The 25,798-nt window shown below is 28.5% G+C and carries 17 protein-coding genes and 2 pseudogenes; 14 read left to right on the top strand and 5 right to left on the bottom strand.

Features of this window, described 5'->3' with window-relative positions; genetic code table 11:
• Window positions 1-33 precede the first annotated feature (33 nt).
• The 8 genes and pseudogenes from AVBRAN9331_RS05005 to AVBRAN9331_RS04970 all read left to right on the top strand — a co-directional run bounded on the left by AVBRAN9331_RS05005 (window position 34) and on the right by AVBRAN9331_RS04970 (window position 13,099).
• On the top strand, window positions 34-2,205 hold the full coding sequence (locus AVBRAN9331_RS05005) for an McrB family protein (RefSeq protein ID WP_336612543.1): 2,172 nt from the start codon (window positions 34-36) through the stop codon (window positions 2,203-2,205).
• Entirely contained in the window at window positions 2,202-3,533 is a 1,332-nt protein-coding gene (locus AVBRAN9331_RS05000) for an McrC family protein (RefSeq protein WP_336612542.1), read from the top strand. The genes AVBRAN9331_RS05005 and AVBRAN9331_RS05000 overlap by 4 nt, the downstream gene beginning before the upstream one ends.
• A gap of 83 nt (window positions 3,534-3,616) precedes the next feature.
• Window positions 3,617-5,871 (top strand): annotated as a pseudogene (gene hsdR / locus AVBRAN9331_RS04995) (EcoAI/FtnUII family type I restriction enzme subunit R).
• A gap of 21 nt (window positions 5,872-5,892) precedes the next feature.
• Window positions 5,893-7,674, top strand: coding sequence for an ATP-binding protein (locus AVBRAN9331_RS04990; RefSeq protein WP_336612541.1), 1,782 nt, complete (start codon window positions 5,893-5,895; stop codon window positions 7,672-7,674).
• 16 nt (window positions 7,675-7,690) lie between these two features.
• Window positions 7,691-8,905 (top strand): restriction endonuclease subunit S, encoded by a 1,215-nt coding sequence (locus AVBRAN9331_RS04985; RefSeq protein ID WP_336612540.1) that lies wholly within the window; start codon window positions 7,691-7,693, stop codon window positions 8,903-8,905.
• Window positions 8,906-9,285: 380 nt separating this feature from the next.
• Window positions 9,286-10,746, top strand: a pseudogene (locus tag AVBRAN9331_RS04980) (type I restriction-modification system subunit M).
• Between the two features lie 159 nt (window positions 10,747-10,905).
• On the top strand, window positions 10,906-12,201 hold the full coding sequence (gene creD / locus AVBRAN9331_RS04975) for a cell envelope integrity protein CreD (protein WP_214120186.1): 1,296 nt from the start codon (window positions 10,906-10,908) through the stop codon (window positions 12,199-12,201).
• A gap of 160 nt (window positions 12,202-12,361) precedes the next feature.
• A complete protein-coding gene (locus AVBRAN9331_RS04970) occupies window positions 12,362-13,099 on the top strand; it encodes a hypothetical protein (RefSeq protein WP_336612539.1) in 738 nt (245 codons plus the stop codon).
• A 90-nt stretch (window positions 13,100-13,189) separates the two neighbouring features.
• On the opposite strand, the gene AVBRAN9331_RS04965 is transcribed toward AVBRAN9331_RS04970, so the two are convergent.
• A complete protein-coding gene (locus AVBRAN9331_RS04965) occupies window positions 13,190-14,833 on the bottom strand; it encodes an anaerobic C4-dicarboxylate transporter (RefSeq protein WP_336612538.1) in 1,644 nt (547 codons plus the stop codon).
• A gap of 205 nt (window positions 14,834-15,038) precedes the next feature.
• Between AVBRAN9331_RS04965 and hypB the strand changes: the two genes are divergently transcribed.
• From hypB to hypD, 3 genes are read left to right on the top strand one after another with little or no spacing between them, the layout of a single operon-like run.
• Window positions 15,039-15,683 (top strand): hydrogenase nickel incorporation protein HypB, encoded by a 645-nt coding sequence (hypB, locus tag AVBRAN9331_RS04960; RefSeq protein WP_214117951.1) that lies wholly within the window; start codon window positions 15,039-15,041, stop codon window positions 15,681-15,683.
• 1 nt (window position 15,684) lies between these two features.
• Entirely contained in the window at window positions 15,685-15,939 is a 255-nt protein-coding gene (locus tag AVBRAN9331_RS04955; protein WP_214117952.1) for a HypC/HybG/HupF family hydrogenase formation chaperone, read from the top strand.
• Window positions 15,936-17,021, top strand: a complete 1,086-nt coding sequence (gene hypD, locus AVBRAN9331_RS04950) for a hydrogenase formation protein HypD (RefSeq protein WP_214120190.1) — start codon at window positions 15,936-15,938, stop codon at window positions 17,019-17,021. Before AVBRAN9331_RS04955 ends, hypD begins: the two co-directional genes overlap by 4 nt.
• A gap of 30 nt (window positions 17,022-17,051) precedes the next feature.
• Here the strand turns inward: hypD and nhaA are convergent, their stop codons facing one another.
• The 4 genes from nhaA to AVBRAN9331_RS04930 form a co-directional block, all read right to left on the bottom strand.
• Window positions 17,052-18,185 (bottom strand): Na+/H+ antiporter NhaA, encoded by a 1,134-nt coding sequence (gene nhaA / locus AVBRAN9331_RS04945; protein ID WP_214117954.1) that lies wholly within the window; start codon window positions 18,183-18,185, stop codon window positions 17,052-17,054.
• A gap of 19 nt (window positions 18,186-18,204) precedes the next feature.
• Window positions 18,205-19,317, bottom strand: a complete 1,113-nt coding sequence (locus AVBRAN9331_RS04940; protein WP_336609280.1) for a glycerate kinase family protein — start codon at window positions 19,315-19,317, stop codon at window positions 18,205-18,207.
• 75 nt (window positions 19,318-19,392) lie between these two features.
• On the bottom strand, window positions 19,393-19,773 hold the full coding sequence (locus AVBRAN9331_RS04935) for a hypothetical protein (protein WP_336612537.1): 381 nt from the start codon (window positions 19,771-19,773) through the stop codon (window positions 19,393-19,395).
• Entirely contained in the window at window positions 19,763-20,521 is a 759-nt protein-coding gene (locus AVBRAN9331_RS04930) for an exodeoxyribonuclease III (protein WP_214117957.1), read from the bottom strand. Before AVBRAN9331_RS04930 ends, AVBRAN9331_RS04935 begins: the two co-directional genes overlap by 11 nt.
• Before the next feature lie 57 nt (window positions 20,522-20,578).
• Between AVBRAN9331_RS04930 and AVBRAN9331_RS04925 the strand changes: the two genes are divergently transcribed.
• The 3 genes from AVBRAN9331_RS04925 to AVBRAN9331_RS04915 form a co-directional block, all read left to right on the top strand.
• The gene (locus AVBRAN9331_RS04925) at window positions 20,579-22,096 is read left to right on the top strand and encodes a phosphoethanolamine transferase (RefSeq protein WP_336612536.1); all 1,518 of its coding nucleotides are present in this window, start codon (window positions 20,579-20,581) and stop codon (window positions 22,094-22,096) included.
• A gap of 227 nt (window positions 22,097-22,323) precedes the next feature.
• The gene (locus AVBRAN9331_RS04920; RefSeq protein WP_214117959.1) at window positions 22,324-23,283 is read left to right on the top strand and encodes a tetratricopeptide repeat protein; all 960 of its coding nucleotides are present in this window, start codon (window positions 22,324-22,326) and stop codon (window positions 23,281-23,283) included.
• A gap of 123 nt (window positions 23,284-23,406) precedes the next feature.
• On the top strand, window positions 23,407-25,798 hold a 2,392-nt coding region (locus AVBRAN9331_RS04915), incomplete at its 3' end, for an Ig-like domain-containing protein (RefSeq protein ID WP_336612535.1).

Genomic DNA, 25,798 nt, shown 5'->3' with positions numbered 1-25,798 from the left:
TTCTTGTAGTCATAAAACAATTAAGGAGAAAAAATGTATATAGATGAAAATGTTTTGAAGTATTTTTTAAATGATGGTTTTAAAGGTTTAAAAAAAGATAAAGAAGTAGTTAACGATAGAATTGATAATGTAAAAGATGTTTTTAGTATTATTGAGAAAAATGATATTGATTATGATAAAATAATTACAGCAGTAGAAAATCATGAAGAAATAAGTAATATTAACGACTTAAGAACGAATAATATGGGTCTAGCTAGAGTTTTTGTGCAAGATATTAGATTTATTGGTATTAAAAATCAAAATAATTTTTTAAGCAAAAAACTAGAATTGAATATTAACAAAGAAATAGAAAATATAAAAAAGGAGAATTTCATTACTTATTTACTTAGTATTATGGGTGGTTTTGATTTTACAAAAAATCCAAAAGTTATAAATGAATACAGAATTCTTTCAAATTCTATTTATTATGATGAGTATAAAGGCTCTACTTATTCACAAGGTCAGTCATCTTGGATTAATTCTCATTTTTCTGATAATACTTTATTTATAGAATTTGTTAAATTTATAAAAAAATGCTTTGATGCTAATTTAAAAGATATTACAAAAAATAATAACATATCGTTAATGTATCCATTTAGGGAGAAAGCAAAAATAGGCAGGCTAACTCGCAGAACATTTACCGATGATAATAGTAAAAAAGATATCGCAATTGAAGAACATAAAAAACAACAAGAAATTTTAGAGTTTCGCTTCCCATATAAGTTTATGTGGATGTGGGCGAATGCTGATAAGGTAATACACCCTATAAGCTTAGATGCTTTTAGAAATTTTTTAAAATCTAATTTTATGCAAGAGATTTTTGTTGAATTATTTAAAGATAAAAATTTTAAAATATTGAAATACAAATGGCATGACAATAAGGAATATAATTTCGGAGAAAACTTAGAAGAATATCCTTGGATTATCACTGATTGTCATTTTGATAGTTTTCCTAAAATTTGGCAAAGCGTGAGTGATAAAATTTATGAAAAAATTTTTAATACTAAATTAAATTCAAACGAAGATAGAACCAAAGAAGAGAAAGAAAATTTACAAAAGCTTTCAAAAATCATATCTCTTTTATGTATAGGCGAAACCGATATGAAAAATATCTCAGATTTACTTAAAACTCATAAGCAAATCATACTTTATGGAGTACCAGGGACAGGTAAGACTTATTCAGCTAAAAAAGTAGTATATGATTGGATAAATAAACTGAAAAGTTTTAATAACAATGAAGAGAATACCGATAACGATGAAGATAAAGAAGATATTAATAAAATTATCGAACCCTATAGAATTAAAAACTTCAAAAAAAGCGAAATTAACGAAACAAATTTAGATAAAAATATTATTTGGGATATAGTGCAGTTTCATCCAAATTATTCTTATCAAGATTTCATAGGTGGTATAGCTCCAAATGTAAAAAATGATGGTAGCTTATCTTATACGCTAAATGATGGGATATTTAAAAAGTTTTGCGATTGTGCAAAAGAAAATAAAGATAAAAAATTTATTTTTATAATAGATGAGATAAATAGAGCTAATCTTAGTGAAGTATTTGGGGAGTTGCTTTATGCTCTTGAATATCGTGATGAGAGTGTGAGTGTGGCTAATTTTGATGAGTTTTGTATACCTAGCAATGTCTATATCATAGGCACTATGAATAATGTAGATAAAAGTTTGGCTACATTTGATTTAGCACTTAGAAGAAGATTTGGCTTTTATGAAGTAGGTGTGGATTATGATGTGATAGCTGGTATTATTCCTGATATCACAAAAGAAAATAATTCTCAAGAAATAAATAACAATCAAGATATAAAAACTAACATCAATGGATATATCAAAAGATGTAAAGAATTAAACTACATTTTAACAAACGATGAAAGATTAAAACAAGAAATCAATACAGAAGGCTTAAAAGGTATAAAGCTAGAAAATACTCAAGATTATTACAAAATCGGTCATGCGTATTTTATGAAAATAAAAAACTTTATGGATAAAGATGAGTTTGTCATAAACCCACAACACTTAGAAAAGCTTTGGATTTATCATATTGAGCCACTTTTGATGGAATATCTAGGATTAAGTTATGATGATAGCAATGTTAAAAAGAGCATAAATGAGATAAAAAAACATTTTGTTAAAAAGTTAGATGAAGAATGAAAAAAGAAGAATTTTTGCAATCAAAAGTAGAGATTAAAAGCATAGAGTTGCGTGATTGTAATGAGTATATATGTTTTTTTAAAACTCAAGCAAACACACGCCTAGCTATGCAAGCCATAAAAGAGCTAAAAGACAATAAGCTAGATTTTATAAGCATTAGTGCGAATGCTTATAAAAAAGATGATGTTGATATAATTGATTGTGATTATATTGATGAAAATAATATCATTTTAAAAACTTCTTATTATGTAGGCTTTTACTCAAAAGGCACTATAAATATCACAATCTTCCCACGTTTTGGAGATACTATTAGGGATTATCTTTACTCATACGCTTTAGGGCTTTATCTGCCTAAAAGCGTCACAGGTTCAGCAAGTTCTGAGCATAATCACTGGCTTTTATGTATGCTTTGGGTTGGCTCGCTTGAGTATGCTTTAAACAAATCAAATATCCCTAAAAACTACGAAAGAATAAAGAAAAATCAAAAGTATTTTAAAGGTAGCCTAGATATATCAAATCATATAAAACACAACCTTGTAAATGCTAATAGATTTTATTGTTCTTACTCAAAACAAACTTACAATACCCCTATAAATAGAGCTATTTTAAAGGCATACAATCATCTTTTAAAGCTAGGTTTTAGCAATATGTTAAATAGTGTTTCATCACACATTCAAATGTTAAGAGATTTTAAAGTTGGTGATGATGTGAGATTAGATGAGCTAAAAAGCATACACTATACCCCGCTAAATAAAGCTTATCAAAAGGTAGTATCTTTAAGTGAGCTAATCATCAAAAATCAAGGCTCAAAATCAAGTTTTGATAATTCTAATGGTTTTGGATATTTTTTAGATTTGAGCGAAGTTTGGGAAGGGTATTTGTATAAGATAATGAGTAAAAATTTGCAAGGTTTTAGGGTCGTTAATGGTAATTTTGCTAGTAAAAACTATCTTTTTAATGATAACAAAAGAGAGCTTAGACCTGATTTTTTTATTTATAAAGATAGTAAGCTTGTAGCTGTGCTAGATGCAAAATATAAAAATTATTCTTGTTTTGGTCAAATATCTTGTGTAGATGGCGCTATAAGTAGAGAAGACTTGTATCAAATGAGTGCTTATATGTATAGATTTAACGCACCTTTGGGGATATTTTTATCTCCTAATACTGATGATGTGACTATGGAGCAAGTAGTTGGTAAAGATAGCAGCATGGCTATTTTAGGGATTAATTTAGATAGTATTAAAGAAGATGAAAGTCCAATATTAGAATTAAAAAGCAAAGAACAAATTTTTATAAGTAATTTATTACATTTATTAAAAGATTATTAATATAAAAATTATTTTAATATTTGTAATTTTTAATAATTTTATATATATTTCTAATAAATTTCATAAATTATTGGCGGATTTAAATGTTAGAAAACGAAACTAGAGCAAAATACATTGATATAAAGCTAGAAAACGCTGGGTGGCTTAAGGAAAACATTAGGAAAGAGTATTATTTCACTGATGGTAGGATACTAATCGGCGGTAAGCGTGGGGCTAGAAAATTCGCTGATTATCTACTTCATCACAAAAACAACAACCTAGCAATAATAGAAGCCAAAAGGATAGGTAAAGACTGCCAAGACGGCTTACAGCAAGGCAAAGAATATGCAAAAATCCTAAATATTCGCTATGTATATTCAACCAATGGGCATGAGCTTTATGAGTATGATATGCGGTTATCAAAAGGCGAATTTATAGATGAATTCCCAAGCCCTGATGAGCTATATCAAAAAACCTTTGGCGAGTTAGCAAAGCAAAACCTTTTAAGCCAAAAAGAATTAGCAGTAGAAAACAAACAGCTAAGATACTATCAAAAAATAGCCGTTGATAGCGTGATAAAAGGCATTTTGCAAAACAAATCAAGAATGCTTCTAACCCTAGCCACAGGCACAGGCAAGACCACCATAGCCTTTGCAATAGTTACAAGACTGCTTAACGCTGGATGGAACAAAGATAGCGCCCCAAGAAAGCCAAAAATCCTTTTTCTATGCGATAGAATAAGCCTAAGAAATCAAGCCTTAGGAGAGTTTAACCCAATAGAAAATGACTGCGTTAGTCTAGAATCAAGCCAAAAAGACGGAATGATAAAAAGTGCAAATGTGTATTTTGGAATATATCAAAGCCTAGCAAGTGAAGACAAAAATTACAATGAGTTTTACACTAAATTTCCAAAAGATTTTTTTGACCTTATAATCATTGATGAGTGCCATAGGGGCGGAGCGAACGAAAATGGCTCATGGCAAGAGATTTTAAAATATTTTGAAAGTGCCACCCAGTTAGGTTTAACAGCCACACCAAAAGCAGATATTAATATAGATACTTATAAATACTTTGGCGAAAGTATCTATAAATACAGCCTAAAAGACGGCATAAATGATGGATTTTTGACCCCGTATAAGGTAAAAAAGCTAAGCACAAGCCTAAGCGATGGCTATATTTACAGCACTGGCGATATAGTAAAAGGAGAGCTAGAAAAACCCCGCTATAAATTTAGCGAGTTTGAAAAAAACATAAGCATACCAGCCTACAACGACCTAGTAGCAAAGCTAATCCTAGAAAATATGGAAGATTCTATATGGACAAAACCATCATCTTTTGTGCTAATCAAAAACACGCAAGTGAAATAAGACACTACATTGATAAACACAAAAGCGTAAATCACAATGATTATTGTGTAAGGGTTACTAGCGATGAAGGTAAAATCGGGCTTGATTATCTAAGCCTTTTTCAAGACAACGACAAAGCCTACCCAGTGATACTCACAAGCTCAAAAATGCTAACCACAGGAGTAGATGCTAGAAATGTTAGAAATATAGTTTTGCTTTCAAATATTGCATCTATGGTAGAGTTTAAACAAATCATAGGTAGAGGAACTAGAGTTTATAAAGGCAAGGATTTTTTCACGATAATTGATTTTACTAACTCAACCGAGCTTTTTTATGATAGTGAGTGGGATGGCGAGATGATGAGTGATGAGCCTATCAAGCTAAAGCCAAAGAACAAAGAAGAAAAAGAACCGAAAGAAATCACAAAAAAGCCAAGCAAAGATAAGCCAGTGGTATATCTTGGCAAATACCCAAGACTAGAAAAGGTAGAGATAAAATACACCTTAAACGATGGTATCCCACTAAATACTAAAGAGTTTTTAGAAGCAGTGCTAGGTAAGGTTAGAGCGGTCGTAGCAAACGAACAAATGCTAAGGCAGATTTGGAGTGAGAAAAAAACTAGGCTTGAGTTTTTAAAGACTTTAGAAGCAAATGGCATAAGCGATGAAGACTTAGAAGAGCTAAGGCATGTTTTACACGCAAATGATTGTGATTTGTATGATGTGTTTGCTTATCTTAGTTTTGGGGCGTTTAAAAAGAGCAGAAAGGACAGAGTGCAAAGCCTTAAAAATACGGAGTTTATAAAGGATATAAAAGATGATAATGCTATGGCTTTTATGAATTTCTTGCTTGATAAATACGAAAGATTTGGCATAAAAGAATTTGACGCAGGACTTGGCACCTTGCTAACAAACAGTGCGCTAGATAAGGACAAAATCGCACAAGGCTTTGGCTCAAAAGAGCTACTCAAGGCAAGTTTTGAAAAGCTCCAAGAAGAGCTTTTTAGGGTATAATTGTACTTTTAAGGAGATAAAATGACAAGTTCATATGTAGAAATAAAAAAAATTGCTGAAAAATTTTATAAAAATAAAAAAAACGGTGTAGAGCTTTTATTAAGAGAATGTATTTCTAATGCTATTCATGCTTGTATAATTAAAAATAGAAATACTAAAAATTACAATCCAAAAATAAACATTCGTATTGATGAAGATAAAATCACTATCGAAGATAATGGCATTGGTTTCTCAGAAGAAGATAAAGAACTTTTTTGCAATTTAGCACAAGAAAATAAAAACAAAAGAGACAATAAGCTACCTTCGAAAGGTTTAGGCAGACTGACAATTGCATATTTTACGACAATTGCATACTTTACAACAATCAATCAAGAAAAAGAATTATTCTTTAAATATCCACAAGAAAATATCAATAATTTATTTGAATTAAAAGCATATGAAGCTAAAGGTAAAGAAGATGGCACCATATTAGAGATGATAGTAAATAAAAAGCTCTTAGAAACTTTTATAAAAAAATACGACAATGAAAATAATATACAAACTTGGCTTATGGAAAATTTTATATTTTTATTAGCTAGTGAAACAAAAATAAATATAACTTTTACAATCAATAAAAATAGCTATGAAATCAATTATGCAACTCCAGAAATTTTAAATGAAAAAATTATCATTAGTAACGAAGAGTATGAGTTTAAATTGTTTTTATTAGAATCAGATAGTATAAATATTAAACTAGTAGCTCACGGATTATCAACAAATTCAAAAATAAAATATGATAGAAAATTAAAGGATAATAATAAAACTATATTTATTTCATCTGATTTGCTAGATGATAGAATAAGTCTAGATGGCTTGGATATAGATATAGATGGCATAAAAGATGAGTTAGAAGAACAGATAAGTAAAATCTTAGATAATTACTTTAAAGATGATTTTAAGAAACAAAAAACAATGTCTATTAAAATGTTAAGAAAAGCAAAAGAAAATCTACCTTACTTAGCCGAATTTATGCCATCAGAAGAACAAATAAATGGTTTTAAAATAGAACAAGAGCGAGACTTTATAGAAAATGCAATTTATGAAAAAGGAAATGCTGAAAAAGATTTTTGGAATTCAAAAGAAGACAAACAACTTGATGAAAGATTACAAAAATCAGCTTTATATTTATATGTAGAGCATAGGAAGCGTATAATAAATTTATTAGATAAAATGATGGCTAATAAAGAATATAAAGAAGATGATTTTCATAAGTTATTGACTGATAGAGAATGCAAAAGTTTAGAAATAGCAAAACATAATTTATGGCTACTTGATGATAGATTTTCATATTTTACATCAGCATATAATGCACAAGTTGGAGAAGAAAATGCTGATGTAGAATTATATTATATGGATAATGATACACAACCAACACAGGTTGTGTTATTAGAGTTAAAACGACCAACTCAAGCATATAACCCTAGTGAAATGATAAGACAAATAATAAGATATGCAGAAAAAATTTATAAAGAAGCTAAGACAAAAGGTGGGGCAAATATAGATGTCAAAAACTGTAAATTTTATGGATATATCATAGCAGACCAAGAAGATATTTATAAAGCATATTCAAATGATAATAACAATAATACAGTTCAAATTGTAAATTCTATACGAAGTTATGAAGGGATTTATGCATTTAGAGGAAATGATAAAGATAAGAAAGAACAATTATATTTGACACTTTTATCTATACAAGATTTAAAAAAATTTGCATTAGAGAGAAATAAAACATTTTTTAAATTATTACAAATGCCAAATCCATAATGAAAGAGTGCAGTAAATGACAAAATTACCGAATGGTTGGGAGTGGAAAAAAATTACAGAAATATCAGAATATCGTAGGGGTTCTTTTCCACAACCATATGGAAATAAAGAGTGGTATGGTGGAGATGGTTCAATGCCATTTGTTCAAGTTGCTGATGTCGGAGATAATTTTCTTTTAAAAGATTTAACTAAACAAAACATTTCTACATTAGCTCAACCAAAAAGTGTTTTTGTTGAAAAAGGTAGCGTGATTGTAACATTACAAGGGACAATCGGTAAAGTTGCTATTACTCAATATGATTGTTTTATGGATAGAACACTTGCTGTTTTTACCAAATTTTTATCTGATATTGATAAAAAATATTTTGCTTACCAATTAAAAAGCAGATTTGATATTGAAAAGAAAGAGGCTCGTGGTGCAACTATAAAAACTATTACAAAGGAAGAATTTTCAAATTTTACAATTCCGTTGCCACCATTAGAAGAGCAAAGAAAAATCGTAAAGATACTTGATGAAAAATTTGCAAGTATTGATGAGAGTATAAGGCTAGTAAAAGCTGATTTGCTAAGCCTTGATGAGTTGTGGCAAAGTATCCTAAATGATAGTTTTAACCCCCTAAAATCAAAGCTAGACAACGACACTTACACACTCCCACCCACTTGGAAATGGGAAAAACTTGGGGATATTTGCAATATAACAGATGGAACACATAAAACCCCAACATATCAAGATGATGGAATACCATTTTTATCGGTTAAAAATATTTCAAAAGGATTTTTTGATTTAAGCGATGTTAGATATATTAGCAATGAAGAGCATTTAAAGCTTACAAAAAGAGCCAAGCCAGAAATAAACGATATTTTAATTTGTCGTATTGGAACGCTAGGTAAAGCTATTAAAGTAGATTTAGATTTTGAATTTAGCATATTCGTTAGTTTAGGGTTATTAAAACCTAAAGGTGGTTTTTGTGTAGATTATTTAGTTCATTTTTTAAACTCTCCTTTTATGGATATTTGGATTGAAAATAACAAGATAGGTGGTGGAACACATACGGCTAAATTAAATTTAAATGTTTTACATTCTTGTAATATAGCATTGCCACCATTAAAAGAGCAAGAAAGCAAAGCAAAGACCATAAAAGAGCTAAAAGAGCTTTATACAAAAAGGCTAAAAGATTATAAAGAGTTAAAAGAAAGTTTATTAGACTTAGCCTTTAAGGGTGGCTTGTGAGTGGAATTTAAATCCATAATTTAGCTTAAATGTCGTTTGTTTGGAATGGAATTTGAAATAGGAATTTCATTTATTCATAATTTCAAACAAGTGACATTTGAGCTAAAAATACACGAATAAATTCTATAAAGAATTTCGTTTGTTGGTAACTACCGAGCATTACTCGGTGGTTGGATAAGTCTTAGAATTTCTATGCTAAAAATTAGACTTTTTAGGATTTATGCTTTTTTAAGTGGATTTGTGTGTTTTAAGTGATTTAGCTTTAAAGTAAGTGTAAAATACATATATTTTAAAATAGCAAAGATTTAAAATACACGAAATAAATTCTAAGCCTAATATGTTAAAAAATTAACATATCAAAAAGATATAAAAGGACAAAAATGCAAAACAAAATAGACCAAATAACAGACATTTTAAGGCGTGATGATGGCATAAGTGGGGCTATGCATTATACGGAGCAAATTAGCTGGATACTATTTTTAAAATTCTTAGATGATTATGAAAAAGAGCTTGAAGATAAGGCGTTTTATGATGATAAAGAGTATGTAAGCATACTTGATAGCAAATTTGCTTGGAGCAGTTGGGCAGCACCTAAAAAAGAAGATGGCACACTAGATATTAAAAATGCCCTAAGCGGTGATGATTTGACTAAGTTTGTAAATAATGAGCTTTTTGTCTATTTAAAAAGCTTTAAAAATAACGATGATTTTAAAAGCATTGAGTATAAAATCGGTGGTATTTTTGAAAATATTGACAACAGAATAAGTAGCGGACACACGCTAAGAGATATCATAAATATCATTGATGAATGTAGCTTTAGCAAAGATGATGATGCGTTTGCACTAAGCCTAGTGTATGAAAAACTGCTAAAAGATATGGGGAGCGATGGGGGAAATAGTGGGGAGTTTTACACCCCAAGACCACTTATAAAAGCTATCGTTGAAGTGATAGACCCAAAGGCAAATGAGCGTGTGTATGACCCTGCCTGTGGTAGTTGTGGGTTTTTGTGTGAGAGCTTTTTGCATGTGATGAGAGATAAAACAAGCCTTAGCAATGATGAGATAGATTTTATGCAAAATGACGCCTTGCACGGCAAAGAAAAGACCCCACTAAGCTATGCAATGGGTGTGATGAATATGATTTTGCACGGCATAAAATCCCCAAATATCATTAAAACAAACACCCTAAATAAAAAAATCACCGACATAAGCGAAGATGATAGATATGAAATAATTCTAGCAAATCCACCATTTGGAGGCAAAGAAAAAGAGCAAATCCAAAACAACTTTTTAGTAAAATCAAACGCCACTGAGCTACTATTTTTACAACATATCCTAAAAAGCCTTAAGATAAACGGCAGATGTGCTGTGGTAGTGCCTGAAGGAGTGCTGTTTCAAAACTCAAACGCCTTTACAAGCGTAAAGCAAGATTTAGTAAATGAGTATAATTTAGAGTGTGTTTTAAGCCTTCCTAGTGGGGTATTTTTGCCTTATAGTGCTGTTAAAACTAATGTGCTGTTTTTCTCGCTTGGTAAAAGGTTTTTAAATGATAGTGATGAGGTGTATTATTATGAGCTAATACCACCTTATAAACTAACTAAAAATAAGCCTTTAGAGTATGAGCATTTTAAAGATTTTCTAGCTTGTGTTAAGGAGCGTAAGGTTACTAATAATTCTTGGCTTGTAAGTAAAAGCTAACTTGCTCTTAAAAACTATGATTTAAGTGCAAAAAATCCAAATATAAAAGAAGAAAAAGAGCTAAGAAGTGTAGATGAAATCCTAAAATCACTTAGCAAAAACCTAGCAAAATCAAACGAACTTTTAAAAAAGCTAGGTATTTAAGCTTTGTGGAAAAATATAATAAAAAAATCGTTGAGTGATTTTAATAAATATAAATTTTAATTATTTGCAGTGGAATTTAAAATAGGAATTTCGTTTGGTATTTGTAATTTAAGCTTATTTTGTATATGATAAATATTTTAAAAATTAAAAGGAAATAAAATGATTAAAACACCATCTAATTCAATAACTAAAAAAGTAGGTTTTATATTTTTACTTGCAATATTACTTCAAATACCATTGTTTTTCATAAACGGCATAATAAATGAGAGAAATGATACTTATGAAAATATGGTTGATACTCTAGGTAATGAATGGGGTCAAAAGCAAACAATACATGGGATTTTTCTAGTAATAAATGGCACTAAAGAACAAAATATAAAAGATGAAGAAGGCAATACGATTACGCAAAAAGTCCCTTACGAAAAAATCATAATCCCAAGCCAAATTGATGTAAAAATTGATATTTTAGATGAGGTTAGACAAAAAGGAATATATAAAGCTAGTGTTTATAACGCAAATATTAGCATTGGTGGTAATTTTGCTGATTTAGATGAAAAATTACCGCAAGACTTTGATGAAATTTATTTATCTTTAGGTTTATTAGATGCAAAATCATTAGTAAATATCTCAACTTTTAAACTAAATAGCATTGATTTAAAACCTAACGCAGGGACAAATAGTAAAAATTCTCATTTAAGATATGGAATTTCATCACTAATTAATAAAAATATGTTGAAAAATAATACACCTTTTGAAATTTCTTTCACATTAAGGGGCTCAAAAGGTATAGAGATACTTCCTTTAGCGCAAAAGAATACCTTAGATATTAATTCAAAAGAAAGCAAACCGAGTTTTTATGGGACATTGCCTGTTAGTAAAAATCTTGATAATAACGGCTTTAACGCAAAATATGAAATTATGCCATTTACTATGAATTATCAAAAAGCTATAAATAATTCAAATCATTATCTAAATGATAATCTAATCGGCATTAATCTATACGAAGGCATTACTCATTATAGACAAGTAATAAGAGCTGCTAAATACGGCATATTATTTATAATGCTTAGTTTATTTGTGGTTTATGTTTTTGAAATTTTAGGCAAAAAACCAACTCATTATATCCAATACGGAGTTGTTGGATTTTCGCTAACTTTGTTTTATTTGGTTTTGCTTTCAATGTCAGAATATTTTAGTTTTGAACTTGCCTATATTATCGCTACATTAATGGTCGTAATACCAAACGCACTTTATATAAAAGCTCTTACAAATAGTAAAAAATTTGGCTTTGGAATGCTACTATTTTTAGGCGGTGTTTATGCAGTATTATTTTCTGTGCTTCAAATGGAGCAATTCGCACTAATTACAGGAACAATTCTTATAATGATAGTTTTATATGTTCTTATGTATATTACAAAAAATATTGATAATTTTTTGGATAAAAAGGCTGAATAATTAGGATATTAAAGGATAAAAAATATTGAAATTCCGATTTTAAATTCCGTTAAAATTTAATGTATTTTCAAGATATTTTAAAAGGTATTTAAATTAGGAATTTCAATTTTATTTTTAGTGATTTTTAAATTTAAATATTTTTACTTTTAAGGATAACAAAATGGCTTTAAAAGGTTTTTTAGCAAAAGCTAATATGATTTTTAAAAATACGCTTTTTTATCTAGCTTGGTTTTTGTTTTTTATACCATTTTATATAGGAGATTTTAGTTATATTCCTTGCTTTATATTTGCTTTTCTTTTTTCTAGGATTTATATTTTGCTATTTCAAGATGATTTGGATAGTAAGATAATCTTGCAAGATAAGTTTTATTTGCTTTTAAGACATATTTCGCTTTTTATATCGTGTGTTTGCCTTGCTAAGATTGTTTATAATTTTTGTCTTTATGATAAAAGCGTTTATAAGAGCATTGATACTCTTAAAAATCTCGTGCCATTTGCGATATTTGGCTTTGTATATTTATATACTGCTAGAAAAAACTATAATGTTTATTTTAAAAAATACTTAGCTTTAACTTTGGCTATACTTTGTGCTTGGTGGTATTATGATGATTTTTTAAAACAACCCAATGAGCTTATAACAAGGATTTTAAAGTCAAATTTAAAGTGTAGTAACCTTGAAAGAGTTTGCCTTGTGCTTGATAAAAGCATATTAGATGATATAAATAATGATATAAAAGGCAAAAGCTATGATGAGATACAAAAGACTTTAAGCCAGTTAGAATTTAAAATGAAAAATGAATATTTTTATTTTACTAAAATACTTTTGGGCAAAAGTGTTAGCATTAGGCTTGAATTAGAAGATGATAAGATAATTGAGATTATAGTTTCTAGGTTTTAAATTATAGTTTTATTGGAAAATAATATTTTAAATTCTAGTTAAATATTAGTAAAATTAAAATCTTAATTTTGCCCTAAAATATGGCAAAATTTATAAGTAACCATAAAAACTCGCAAGAAAATATCCAAAAATACTTGAAGTAATAACACCTATAAAACCAGGAATAATAAAACTATGATTTATTACAAATCTTCCTATACGAGTTGTTCCGCTTCTATCAAATTGAATAGCTGCTAAATCACTTGGATATGTTGGCAAAATAAAATAGCCATAACAAGCTGGTGCGAATGCTAAAATAACAGCTGGATTAACTCCTATATTTAAAGCTAGTGGCACAAACGCTACAAGTGCAGCTGCTTGAGAATTTACTAATTTAGAAATTATTATTAAAACTATTGCGTAAGTCCAAGGATATTCGCTTAATATACTTCCTAAGCTATCTTTTATCATTTGAGTATGTGTTGCAACCATACTATCAGCCATCCAAGAGATTCCAAATACAGCCACAAGAGCAACCATTCCAGATTTAAATATCTCACTTTTTGAAATATTATTTGCATTAGTTTTTGTAAAGATTATTATTAATGAACCTGCCAAAAGCATAAAAATTTGAATTACTTCAACCATACCTAAAGGTTTTGCTTGTTCTTTTTTATCGCTAAAAATAATTTTTGCATTTTCAAATTTTTCATTATTAATAATTACATAGTTATTTTCTTGTGTTATTTGTAGATTATTATCAATGCTAATTGCTTTTATATTTTCTTTCGTGCTTTTTACTTTACCATCTTTAATAGTTTTATTTAATTCATTATAAGTAATTATGAGATTTGAATTCTTAATAGGTATTTCTTTTATTGTTTTAGCATTATTATCTACGATTAAAATACTTGCTGAATCAACTTTTGTGTTAAATGCAGGTCGTAGATTTGAAAAATATCCTAAAATAGCAACTAAGGCAATAGCGCCTAAAAATATCCACATTGATAACCAAGCACTATTAGGTAATTTTTCACCTATTAATGATTTGCACCCACCACCATAAACATATTTTTTAAATTCTTCATCTTTAATTTTTTCTTGAAATTCGCTATCTTTATCTAAATCTTTACCCCTAAACCAGCTAAATATTCCAACGCAAAGCACTCCTAAATAAGTTGATGGTATTGTAATTTTAAGTAAGTCCAAATATCCATCAAATCCTGCTAAGTGATGATTACTATTAATAATAAATGCTGTTAGAGTTACTACAGCCACTGATACTGGGCTAGCAATTATTCCAAGTTGTGCTGAAACACTACTTGCTGCCATCGGTCTTTCAGGTCTAATATTGTTTTTAATAGCTATGTCATATACAATAGGTAAAATTGTATAAACAACATGCCCTGTGCCACAAAGAATTGTTAGGGTGCAAGTTGTAATTGGAGCTAAAATACTAATATATTTTGGATTTTTTCTAAGAATTTTTTCAGCTATTTGAAGCATTACATCAAGACCACCACTGGTTTGAAGTGTTGCGCTAGCCACAACAACTGCTAAAATAGTTAGCATAACATCAATTGCTGGTTTTCCTGGTTTTACACCAAAGCCAAAAATCATCACAATAAGCCCAACGCCACCTAACATTCCAAGAGTAATTCCACCTTTTTTTGAGCCATAAAATAGGCAAATACATACAATAGCTAGTTGTATAGCAAATTGTAAAGAATTAGGTAAATTCATAAGAATATCCATTTTTTATCCTTTAATTAAAAAAAATTGATAAATTTTATATTTAAAAGTTAAATATTTAAATTAATTTTAAAAATTAAGTTTTAATTAATTTAAATATTAGTATTAAATTTTTACTTAGAATTTGGTCTATTATTTATAAAATGATTTTTGTTGCCATTGTAAATACTTTTACTTAGTAAAATGTGAAAAATTTAAGGAGTAGGTAATGAAAGTAATCATTGAAGCAAAAGCAAAAATTATGGCTGAAAACGAAAATCAAGCAAAAATTAATCAAGAATTTTTTAAAAAATCTAATTTATATTGCCTTAATTTTATGAGCTCTCCTGGTAGTGGTAAAACCACTCTACTTGAGTATATTATAAAAAATAATTTATTAAAATTATGCGTAATTGAAGGGGATTTAGAGACTAATAAGGACGCTGATAGGATTATCAAAGCAGGTGCTAAAGCATATCAAATAAGCACAGGTCAAAGCTGCCATTTAGACGCAAAAATGATAGATTTAGCTCTAAAAAATCTTGATATTAGTAATTCAGAGTTTTGTGTAATAGAAAATATAGGAAATTTAGTATGCCCTGCATCATATAAATTGGGCGAGAATTTAAATGTTGTGCTTTTATCAAGTCCTGAAGGAAGTGATAAAGTAGCAAAATATCCTGTTATGTTTAAAAGAGCTGATGTGATAGTATTAACTAAAATGGATATAGCAAAATATTTTGATTTTAGCCTAGAAACTATCACGCAAGAAGCAAAAAAATTAAATCCAAATGTAAAAATCTTTTGCGTTAGCAGCACTACAGGCGAAGGAATTGCCGAGCTTTGCGAATATTTTAAATCTTTAAGGAGTTAATATGTGTTTATCTATACCATCAAAAGTTTTAAGTGTTGATGAAAATAATTTTGCACAGGTTGATACTTTAGGGATTAAGCGTGGGGTTAGCCTTGATTTGATACCTGAGCAGGTTAATGTGGGAGATTTTGTATTAATTCATGTTGGTTTTGCTATGCAAAAAATTGATGAAGCAGCTGCTAAGGAAAGCTTAGAATTATATAAGCAAATTGCAGATGAGATAGGTAGCGAAGAGATTGAAAGTAGGTTTTTATGAATTACATAAAAGAATATAAAGACGCAAATATTATTAATAATTTAAAAAAACTAATTAATAATGTTAAGCTTGATAGGGTTTATAATGTAATGGAGATTTGTGGCGGACATACACATTCGCTTATAAAATACTCAATCCCTTCTCTTTTGCCTAATATTAATTTTATTCATGGGCCAGGTTGTCCTGTTTGTGTAATGCCAAAAAGTAGGCTTGATGAAGCTATTTTTTTAGCAAGTATGGAAGGTGCTATTTTTTGCACGCTTGCTGATTTAATTAAAGTTCCTGCTAGTAATACGAGTTTAGAAAAATTAAGAGCACAAGGCAAGGATATTAGAGCGCTTTATAGTCCACTAGAAGTATTAAAAATCGCAAATGAAAATAAAGATAAAAAGATTATATTTTTTGCAATAGGTTTTGAAACTACTACTCCTATGAGTGCGGTTTTGATTGAAAAAGTGCTTGAAATGGGACTTAAAAATGTATTTTTTCATATAAATCATGTAAGAGTTCCTGAGCCTGTTGAAGCCTTATTAAATGATAAAGATTGTAATATTGATGGCTTTTTAGCCCCATCACATGTAAGCGTGATAATAGGAGAAAACGCATATTTAAATATGGCTAATACTTATAAAAAACCATTTGCTATAAGTGGTTTTGAGCCTGTTGATTTAATGCACTCACTATTAAATTTAAGCTTACAATTTAAGAATAAAACTCATAATGTTTATAATGAATATTCAAGATTAGTTAGTAAAAATGGTAATGAAAAAGCTAAAGAATTAATTGAAAAATACTTTAGGCGTGATGATTTTGAATTCCGTGGCTTAGGCGTTATTAGTAATGGCGGTTTGGAGCTAAAAGATGAATATGATTATATAAACGCAAAAAAAGTATTTGATATAAAAACAAATACAAAAGCAGAAAACAAAGCCTGTCTATGCCCTAAGATTTTAAAAGGACTTGCAAAGCCAACTGATTGCAAAGTTTTTGGTAATTTATGCACGCCTAATAATCCAATAGGAAGTTGTATGGTAAGTAGTGAAGGTGCTTGTGCTGCTTATTATAAATACAATAGAATTTAAATTAACTCCTTTTTATAGGAGTTAATATGATTATTTGCTTATAAATCTTAGCCAAATATAGCCTAATACAGCTGATACAAAAGAAGCACTAAGTATTGCTAATTTTGCACTATTAAATAATTCAGGATTATTTTCAAACACAAGAGTGTTTATAAAAAAGCTCATAGTAAAACCAATACCTGTTAGTATGCAAACTCCATATAATTGAACTTTATTTGATGGTAATTTAAAGCCAAATTTACTAGCAATTAAGCAAAAGCTAAATACACCTAATTGTTTGCCTAAAAATAGACCTAAAAATACTCCAAAAAATACCGCATTAAAATCATTTAAATTAAGACCATTAATCAACACTCCAGCATTAAATAAAGCAAATAAAGGCAATATAAAATAATTTATATAAGGTGTTAAATCGTGCATTATGTGTTCTAAAAATTCTTTATTATCTTTAGTATTTAATGGTATAAAAAACGCACACGCCATACCAGCTAAAGTCGCATGAACTCCACTTTTAAGAACACAAACCCAAATAAATGCACCAATAATCACATAAAGGCTTTTTATACAAATATGCAAATAATTTAATAATAGCAAAATAGCTAAACCACAAGTAGCAAGGCTAAGACTTAAAATACTTAGCTCATTTGTATAAAATAAAGCGATTATAATAATTGCAGCAACATCATCAAATATTGCAAGGCTTAGTAAAAATATTGTTAAAGATTTTGGAATTTTATTTCCAAGTAATAATAAAACTCCTAAAGCAAAAGCAATATCAGTTGCAGTCGGTATTGCAAAGCCTTGTAGAGCAAAGCTATCGTTTATATTAATTAAACTATAAATTATAGCAGGGACAATTACTCCACCAAGTGCTGCAATTAGTGGCAAACTAGCAGCTTTTATATTGCTTAATTCTCCTATTAGGATTTCTTTTTTAACTTCTAATCCAACCCAAAAGAAAAATATAGCCATAAGCCCATCATTTACCCATAAAGTAAGTGGTTTTATAAGGTTTAAATCTCCAAAAATCACACCTGCTTTATAATTAGTAATGAGTTCATAATAAGTGTTTAGATTTGAATTTTTAAGAGCTAAAGCAAGTATAGTCATAAAAATCAATAAAATTGGAGCAAAAAGCTCGTGAGTTATAATTTTTTTAAGCATAATATCTCCTTGTTAAAAATTATTTTTTAGCAAGAAAAGTTTGCAATACATTAAACGAAAGCTCATTTAAGCATTGATAGGCAATGCTATTTTGCATTAATTCATTTTTTGTTTTATTAGAAAATGCTTTTGTTAAAGAAAAGCAATTTTTAAAATCACTATTATTTAAACCACAAAATATTATTAATTTTTTATCATAAATTTTACAAATTTGATTAATTTCTCCGATTACTTTTCCCATTAAACTTTGATTATCAAAAGCACCTTCTCCTGTTATTATTAAATCAGAGTTTTTAATCAATTCTTCAAGATTTAAAAGGTTTTTAATATACGAAAAACCACTTTCAAATTCCGCATTTAAAAATGCTTTAAAGCCAAATCCAAGCCCACCAGCAGCACCACAACCTTGAAATTGTGAATAATCTTTAGCTAAATATTTTTCACAAACTTTTGCAAAATTTTTTAAACCCAAATCAAGCATTTTAATTTCATCATCATTTGCACCTTTTTGCCTTGCATAGACATACGCTGCACCATTTTCTCCATATAGTGGATTTTTCACATCACAAGCTATTTTAAAGCTGCAGTTTTTAAGCTCTTTTAATACATTTTTATCATTTATTTTTGCAATTTTTATTAGATTTTCTCCGATAGGTTTTAAAATATTTTCAAATTCATCTAAAAATTCGTATCCTAAAGCACTTAGCATTCCTATTCCAGCATCATTTGTAGCCGAGCCACCAATGCCTATTATAAACTCATTTGCACCATTATTAATAGCGTCTTTTATGGCAATACCTAGTGAAATTGTGCTAGTTTTGCAAGGATTTTTTTCATTTTCATTAAGAGCGATTAATCCTGCAAATTCTGCCATTTCAAAATATGCTTTATTTTCTTTTAAAAGATAATAACCCTTATAATCTCTAATACCATAAGCATTTTTTAAGTTTAAATAGATTTTTGTAGCATTGATTTTATCATTTATACTTTCTAAAAAACCTTCTCCACCATCAGAAATAGCTAGTTGAATTGAGTTTATATTTAATTTATCGCAAGATTTTTTGATAGCGTCGTTTGCTTGTTTTGAACTAAGAGAGCCTTTAAAACTATCGCAAATAATTAATGCTTTCATTTTTTTATCCTTTTAATTACAAAATAAATTAGTAAAAAACTAAAAAATAAAGTAGCACTTATATCAAGTATAAATTCATTCATAAAAAATCTCCGTTTTTTTAGGTAGCATTAGGGTATTATCTGTGTATTTTAAATATTTTAGCTTTAGCGCATAAATTTTGTGATTTAGTGCAAAATTAGCAGCTTTATATGTATTTAAATAAAGCCTTTTTTGGGTTTCATTTGCTAATAATAATTTTCCTATTATTTGAACGCCTTTAATTGGATTGTTTGCATAAATTGCTGCACTTAATAATTCATCTAATTTAATATGCCTTGAAGTAGGCGATGAGATAAAAAGCAATGCTTCATTAATCTCATCAAATTTATAAAACAAAGTAGCCGAATAAGGCTCGTTTGTAGAAACTACGCAAATATTGTTAGAATTTAAAAACTCATTTATTTTAGATTTCAATATCAATACCAACAGGACAATGATCAGAGCCCATTACATCGCTTAATATAAAGGCGTCTTTTAAATAAGGGGTAAGATTATTTGATATGAAAAAATAATCAATTCTCCAACCAACATTTCTATTTCTAGCAGCTGCACGATAGCTCCACCACGAATATTTTTCAGGAATATCTCCGTTTATATATCTAAATGTATCAACAAATCCAGCATCAAGCAATCTATCAATCCACTCACGCTCAATTGGTAAAAATCCACTTGTTTTTTCATTAGCTTTTGGGTGAGTTAAATCTATTGGGCGGTGTGCTGTATTTACATCTCCACAAATTATGATTTTTTTACCTTCTAATAATAATTTTTTTAAATATTCTAAAAAATCATCATAGAATTTCATTTTATAATCTAATCTTTCATCACCGCTTTGTCCGTTTGGAAAATATATATTAAACAAAACAATATCTTTAAAACTATGCTCTAAAACTCTTCCTTCATCATCAGGAAAAAATTGGGCAAATCTACTCTCGCATTCAAAATTTAAAAAGCTCATAACACCAGAATATCCAGCTCTTTTTGCTGAATTTGATTTAATATCTTTAAAGCCTAAATTGTTTATATCTTTTGGAAATTTATCAGGTGTTGCTTTTATTTCTTGAATACCTAAAAAATCAGTAGGGTATTTTTCTAAAAATGAAAACCCATCTTTATCACAAATTGCTCTTAAACCATTTACATTCCACGAAATTAATCTCAAAACTATTCCTTAAATTAAGTTATTTATAATGATAAAAACTATACAAAAAGGTAGTAAATGTTAAAGATAAATCCAATTTTATTTAATTTTGTTTTAAGTGCATATATAATCGCTTTGAATTATTTTTCTATGCTTACATTTTTGAGTAATAAAATAAGTGATATTTATTTTTTTACAATAGTAAATATTATATATTTTACATTGATATTTTTAGTTATTAATATATTATGTTTTTTTAGAATTTTGGCTTATATTTGTTCTGTTATTTTAATAATATGCACTGGATTTAGTATATATTTTATTAAAACTTACAATGTAGTTATTGATGGAAATATGGTAGCTAATGTATTTTTAACAGACAAAAGAGAAATGAGCGATTTATTTTCTTTATCTTTTGTATTTTTTATATTATTAAGCGTTGTATTACCAATAGTATTGCTAAGATTTATTAATATAAAAAAAGGTTATTATCTAGCTAAAATAGTTTCAATTATTTTAAGTGCTATATTGATTTTTGTCATAGTATTTACTAATTCTAGAACTTTTATACCTTTTATTAGAACTAATGATGACATAAGATATTACAATGTGCCATTTCATCAAATATATTCTGCTATTAAAATAACAAAATCAAAATTTACTCCTAAAGAAGAGATGGTAAAAATAGGGCTTGATGCTTCTATTCAAGATGATAATGAGAGCAAAACTTTTATTTTAGTAGTAGGAGAAACTGCAAGGGCAAAGAATTATTCTTTAGGTGGATATGCTAAAAACGATACTAATTTTTATACTAAGAATTTAAATATTAATTATTTTAGTAATTTTACATCTTGCGGGACTGCCACTGCTCAATCTTTACCTTGTATGTTTTCATTGCATGATAGGGTGGATTTTAAAAAAGGTGAAAATTATGAGAATGTTTTAAATCTTTTAAATCGTTTTATTGATGTGCGTTGGATAGATAATAATTCTGGAGGTTGTCAAAATGTTTGTAATGACATTAATTCTATTATTAAAAGTAAAGATTATGATGGATGGTTAGTTGATGAAACTAAGAATATATTAAAAAGTAAAAAAGATAAAAATACATTAATAATAGTGCATTTACAAGGTTCTCATGGGCCAAGTTATTATCTTAGATATCCAAAAGAATTTGAAAAATTTACTCCAACTTGTAATACAAATAAATTGCAAGAATGTAGCGAAGATAATTTATATAACACTTATGATAACACCTTGCTTTATACTGATTTTATAGTAGCTAGTTTGATTGATGTTTTAAAAACTGATAATGCTGATAAAAAAGCTTTATTTTATCTAAGTGATCACGGAGAAAGTTTAGGAGAAAATGGGTTTTATTTGCACGGAATGCCATATTATTTAGCACCAAAAGAACAAATTCAAATTCCGGCTATTTTATGGACTAATTATGAGTATAACAATAAAGATAAACTTGATTTTAAACTATCTCAAGATAATTTATTTAGTTCTTTATTAGGGTTTTTTAATATTTCTACAAAAGATTATAGGAAAAACTATGATTTATTTAGCATAGATTTAGAAAATAATTTATAAATAATATAAAAAATAAAATATTTATAAAATTTTTATTTAGTTTAATATTATTTTAATAATTGTGAGGTTATAATACGCCATTCCTTGTTTTAAAGGGTTGCAGCTAATAAATCGTTAATCATTTTTCAACTATACTCCTAAATGCAACCCTTTTAATCTCTTCAGTATTTACGATTTTTACATATTATTTTTACTTTAATTTATTTGATATTTTTTAAGGAGATTGTATGAGAAAAATATTATTAGCTTTAGGTATTTTGGTATCTTTAAGTGCTAATGAAAGTTTGTTTGAAAAGGGTGAATATAAAAAAGCTTATCCTAATTTTAAACAAGAATGTAATAAAGATAATTCTAATGCTTGTTATAGATTAGGAGAGATGAATGAATTTGGATTAGGAACGGGGATTTCTTATTCTTATGCTTATAAATATTATAAAAAATCTTGTGATTTGAATAACAAAAAAGCTTGTGGAAGTCTTGGGAAAATGTATTATCTAGGACTTGGTGTTAATAAGGATATAAAAAAAGCGAATGATTTATTAGATAATGCTTGTAAGAATGATATTTATGAAGCTTGTGATAATTATGCTTATTTACAAAAAAAAGAATATAAAGAATTTAAACAAGACGAATTATTTAAAGCTTGCAATGGTGGAATTGCTAATTCTTGTATAGAACTTGCTAATAATTTAAATCCTAATCAAGGAATTGATTTTTATTTAAGAGCTTGTGGTTTAGGCGATGATTATGGTTGTCAGATGGTGTCAAATTGGTATTTAACTACCCAAGTTGTTAATAATAAAATATCTAATTTTTCTGATTTAAGCGATAAAGAGTGTAATAATAAAAATTATAAAGCTTGCAAGTCAATAGGAGATGTTTATAGATATTTAAACAATATAGAAAAAACTCAAATGTATTATGAGCAAGGTTGCGAATTAGATGATAAAGATTCTTGTGCTAGCTTAGCGGTATTACAAGAACATAATAATGATTTTGAAAAAGCTATAAAAAACTATGAAAAATCTTGTAAGATTGGCGATGGTTATTCTTGTTCTAGACTTGGATATATGTATGAAGATGGATTAAAAGATAATGATAAGACATATATCAAAACAGATTCTTCTAAATCAAAAAAATTCTTTCAAAAAGCTTGTGAATTAGGTTTTACTAAAGCTTGTAATTAATATTTTATACATTTTTTTGCCTTTTTTTGTAAAAATTATATTTTTTGCACTGAAGGGCAATAATAGAATTTATATATTTTCGTTAAATTAACCTTGTTTTGAAATTCAACAAGGAGAAATATTATGGCGGAAGCTGGAAAAATTATTAAATTAATAGGCGATGTTAAAGCTATTAATGTTAATGGTGAGAAGTCACTAAATGTAGGCGATGCAGTATCACTAAATGATACTATTAGAACAATCGGAAAAGATACAAGTGTTGATATAGAACTTAGCAGTGGCAAAGTTTTACATATTGTAGGAGATAATGTTGCAAAGATTGATAATAGTATTTTAACAAGTGAAAGCTTTGAAAATGAAGCTGCAATTGATGATAAAATCAATAACTTAATCAATAACTTAGTAAATAACAATGGAGAAATAGAATTAGACGCAACTGCTGCTGGTGAAGCTGGTGCTGCTGGTGCTACTGGAACATTAAATGATGTTGTATTTGACCAATCAGGTAGCGAAAGCACAGTTTATGCAGATGTATTATCAAGAGAAGTTGATAATAATGTTATTACTAACTTTAACAACAACGGCTTAGGTGCTGCAAATCTTAATGATTTATTAGCACAAGGTAATCAAGTAACACCTGAAATTAATGGAGAAGCTAACAATGGCGAAATTCCTACAATTCCAGGAAATAATGGTGCTAATGACAATGTAGTTCCTGAAAATCCAGAAAATAATACAGGAAACAATACTCAACCTGAAGAAGATAAAACTGAAGATAATACTCAACCTGAAGTTAAACCTGAAGAAAAACCTGATAATACTGAAGATGTTGTAACTCCAGAAGTTAAACCTGAAGATAAACCTGAAGACAATATTCAACCTGAAGATAAACCTGAAAATACTGAAGATGTTGTAACTCCAGAAGTTAAACCTGAAGATAAACCTGAAGACAATATTCAACCTGAAGATAAACCTGAAGAAGATAAAACTGAAGACAATACTCAACCAGAAGTAAAACCTGAAGATAAACCTGAAAATACTGAAGATGTTGTAACTCCTGAAGTTAAACCTGAACCAACTCCAGTTGTTCCTGAAGATAAACCAGTTGATAATGTTATCCCATCTACTCCATTAAACCCTGCTACTAAACTATTTACAGATATTCTTATTACTTCAATCAATGGTGATAATACAGCAGTTGATGATAGAGCAGAAGTTAGTGAAGGAAAATTAGTAATTACTGCTAAATTAGATGACTTCAAAGGTAAAGAAGGCGAATACACATTTACAGTAAATAGCAATTTAAACAATGCAGGTTTAGAGCAAAAAGTTACAGCTTATGTAAATGCTAATGGTGAATTTACATTTACAATGGATTCTAATGTTGTAAATAACGAACAAGGAATGATTAAATTAAGTATAGGTAGCGTAAGCGATACAGCAAATATATTTTATGTTCCAGCTACTCCTGATAATACAGATGATAAACCAGTTGATGTTGTAACTCCAGAAGTTAAACCTGAAGATAAACCTGAAAACACTGAAGACAATAAACAACCTGAAGAAGATAAAACTGAAGATGTTGTAACTCCAGAAGTTAAACCTGAAGATAAGCCAGTAGCTCCAGTATTTGATAAACTTGTTATTACAGAAGTAAATGGTGATGATACTATAAAAGATCATTCAGCAACAGTTGATAGCAATAGCTTAGTGCTTAAAGGTAAATTAGAAAATTATCAAGGCGTAGCAGGAGATTACGAATTTGATATTCAAAGTAATATATTAAATAGTGTTGTAAATGATATTAAAGTTGTTGGACACATTGATGCAGATGGCACATTTACAATCAATCTTGATGCGAATATTATTGGTAATAATATTGGTTTAATTCAAGTTAAATTTGAAGGTAAAGCAGATGTTGTTACTATATTAGAAGCTGCAAGTAAAGAAGTAGATGCTAAAGTTGATGTTGAAATTGCAGGCAATGGTGTTAATGTTGAAAATACTTTAAATAATAATAAGGTTCTTACAATTAGTGGAACAATTAAGCCAGTTGATGCTAATGGAAATGCTGTTGAATTTGTTGAAAATAAAGCTCTTGTTAAAATTAATGATAAAGTTGTTGATGTTACATTTAATAAAGATGGCTCATTTACAACTACTTATACTCCAGAAAAAGATGGAGAAGTTAAGGTAGAAGTAACTTATAATGTAAATGATAAAATAGTATCTGATGTTGCTACAACGACAATAGACACTACAGCTCCATTATTAGGAGAATTAACAGGAACTCCAGATTTAAATGGTAATTATGTTGTAGAAGGTAAAACAGAGCCAAATGCAGTGGTAACAATAAATGGTAAAACTGAAGTAAAAGCTGATGCTGATGGTAACTTTAAAGCAACATTAAATGATGTAAAAGATGGTGAAAAATTAGAATTAGTAGCTAAAGATGAAGCTGGAAATATTAGCAATGTTGGTACAATAAACGCTAAGTTAGATACTAAAGAAGGCA

This window comes from Campylobacter sp. RM9331 (assembly GCF_020137685.1).
In the GTDB taxonomy this organism is placed as follows: Bacteria; Campylobacterota; Campylobacteria; order Campylobacterales; family Campylobacteraceae; genus Campylobacter_E.
The sequence above is the reverse complement of the archived record's forward strand: the minus strand, read 5'-3'. Positions and strand labels throughout refer to the sequence as shown.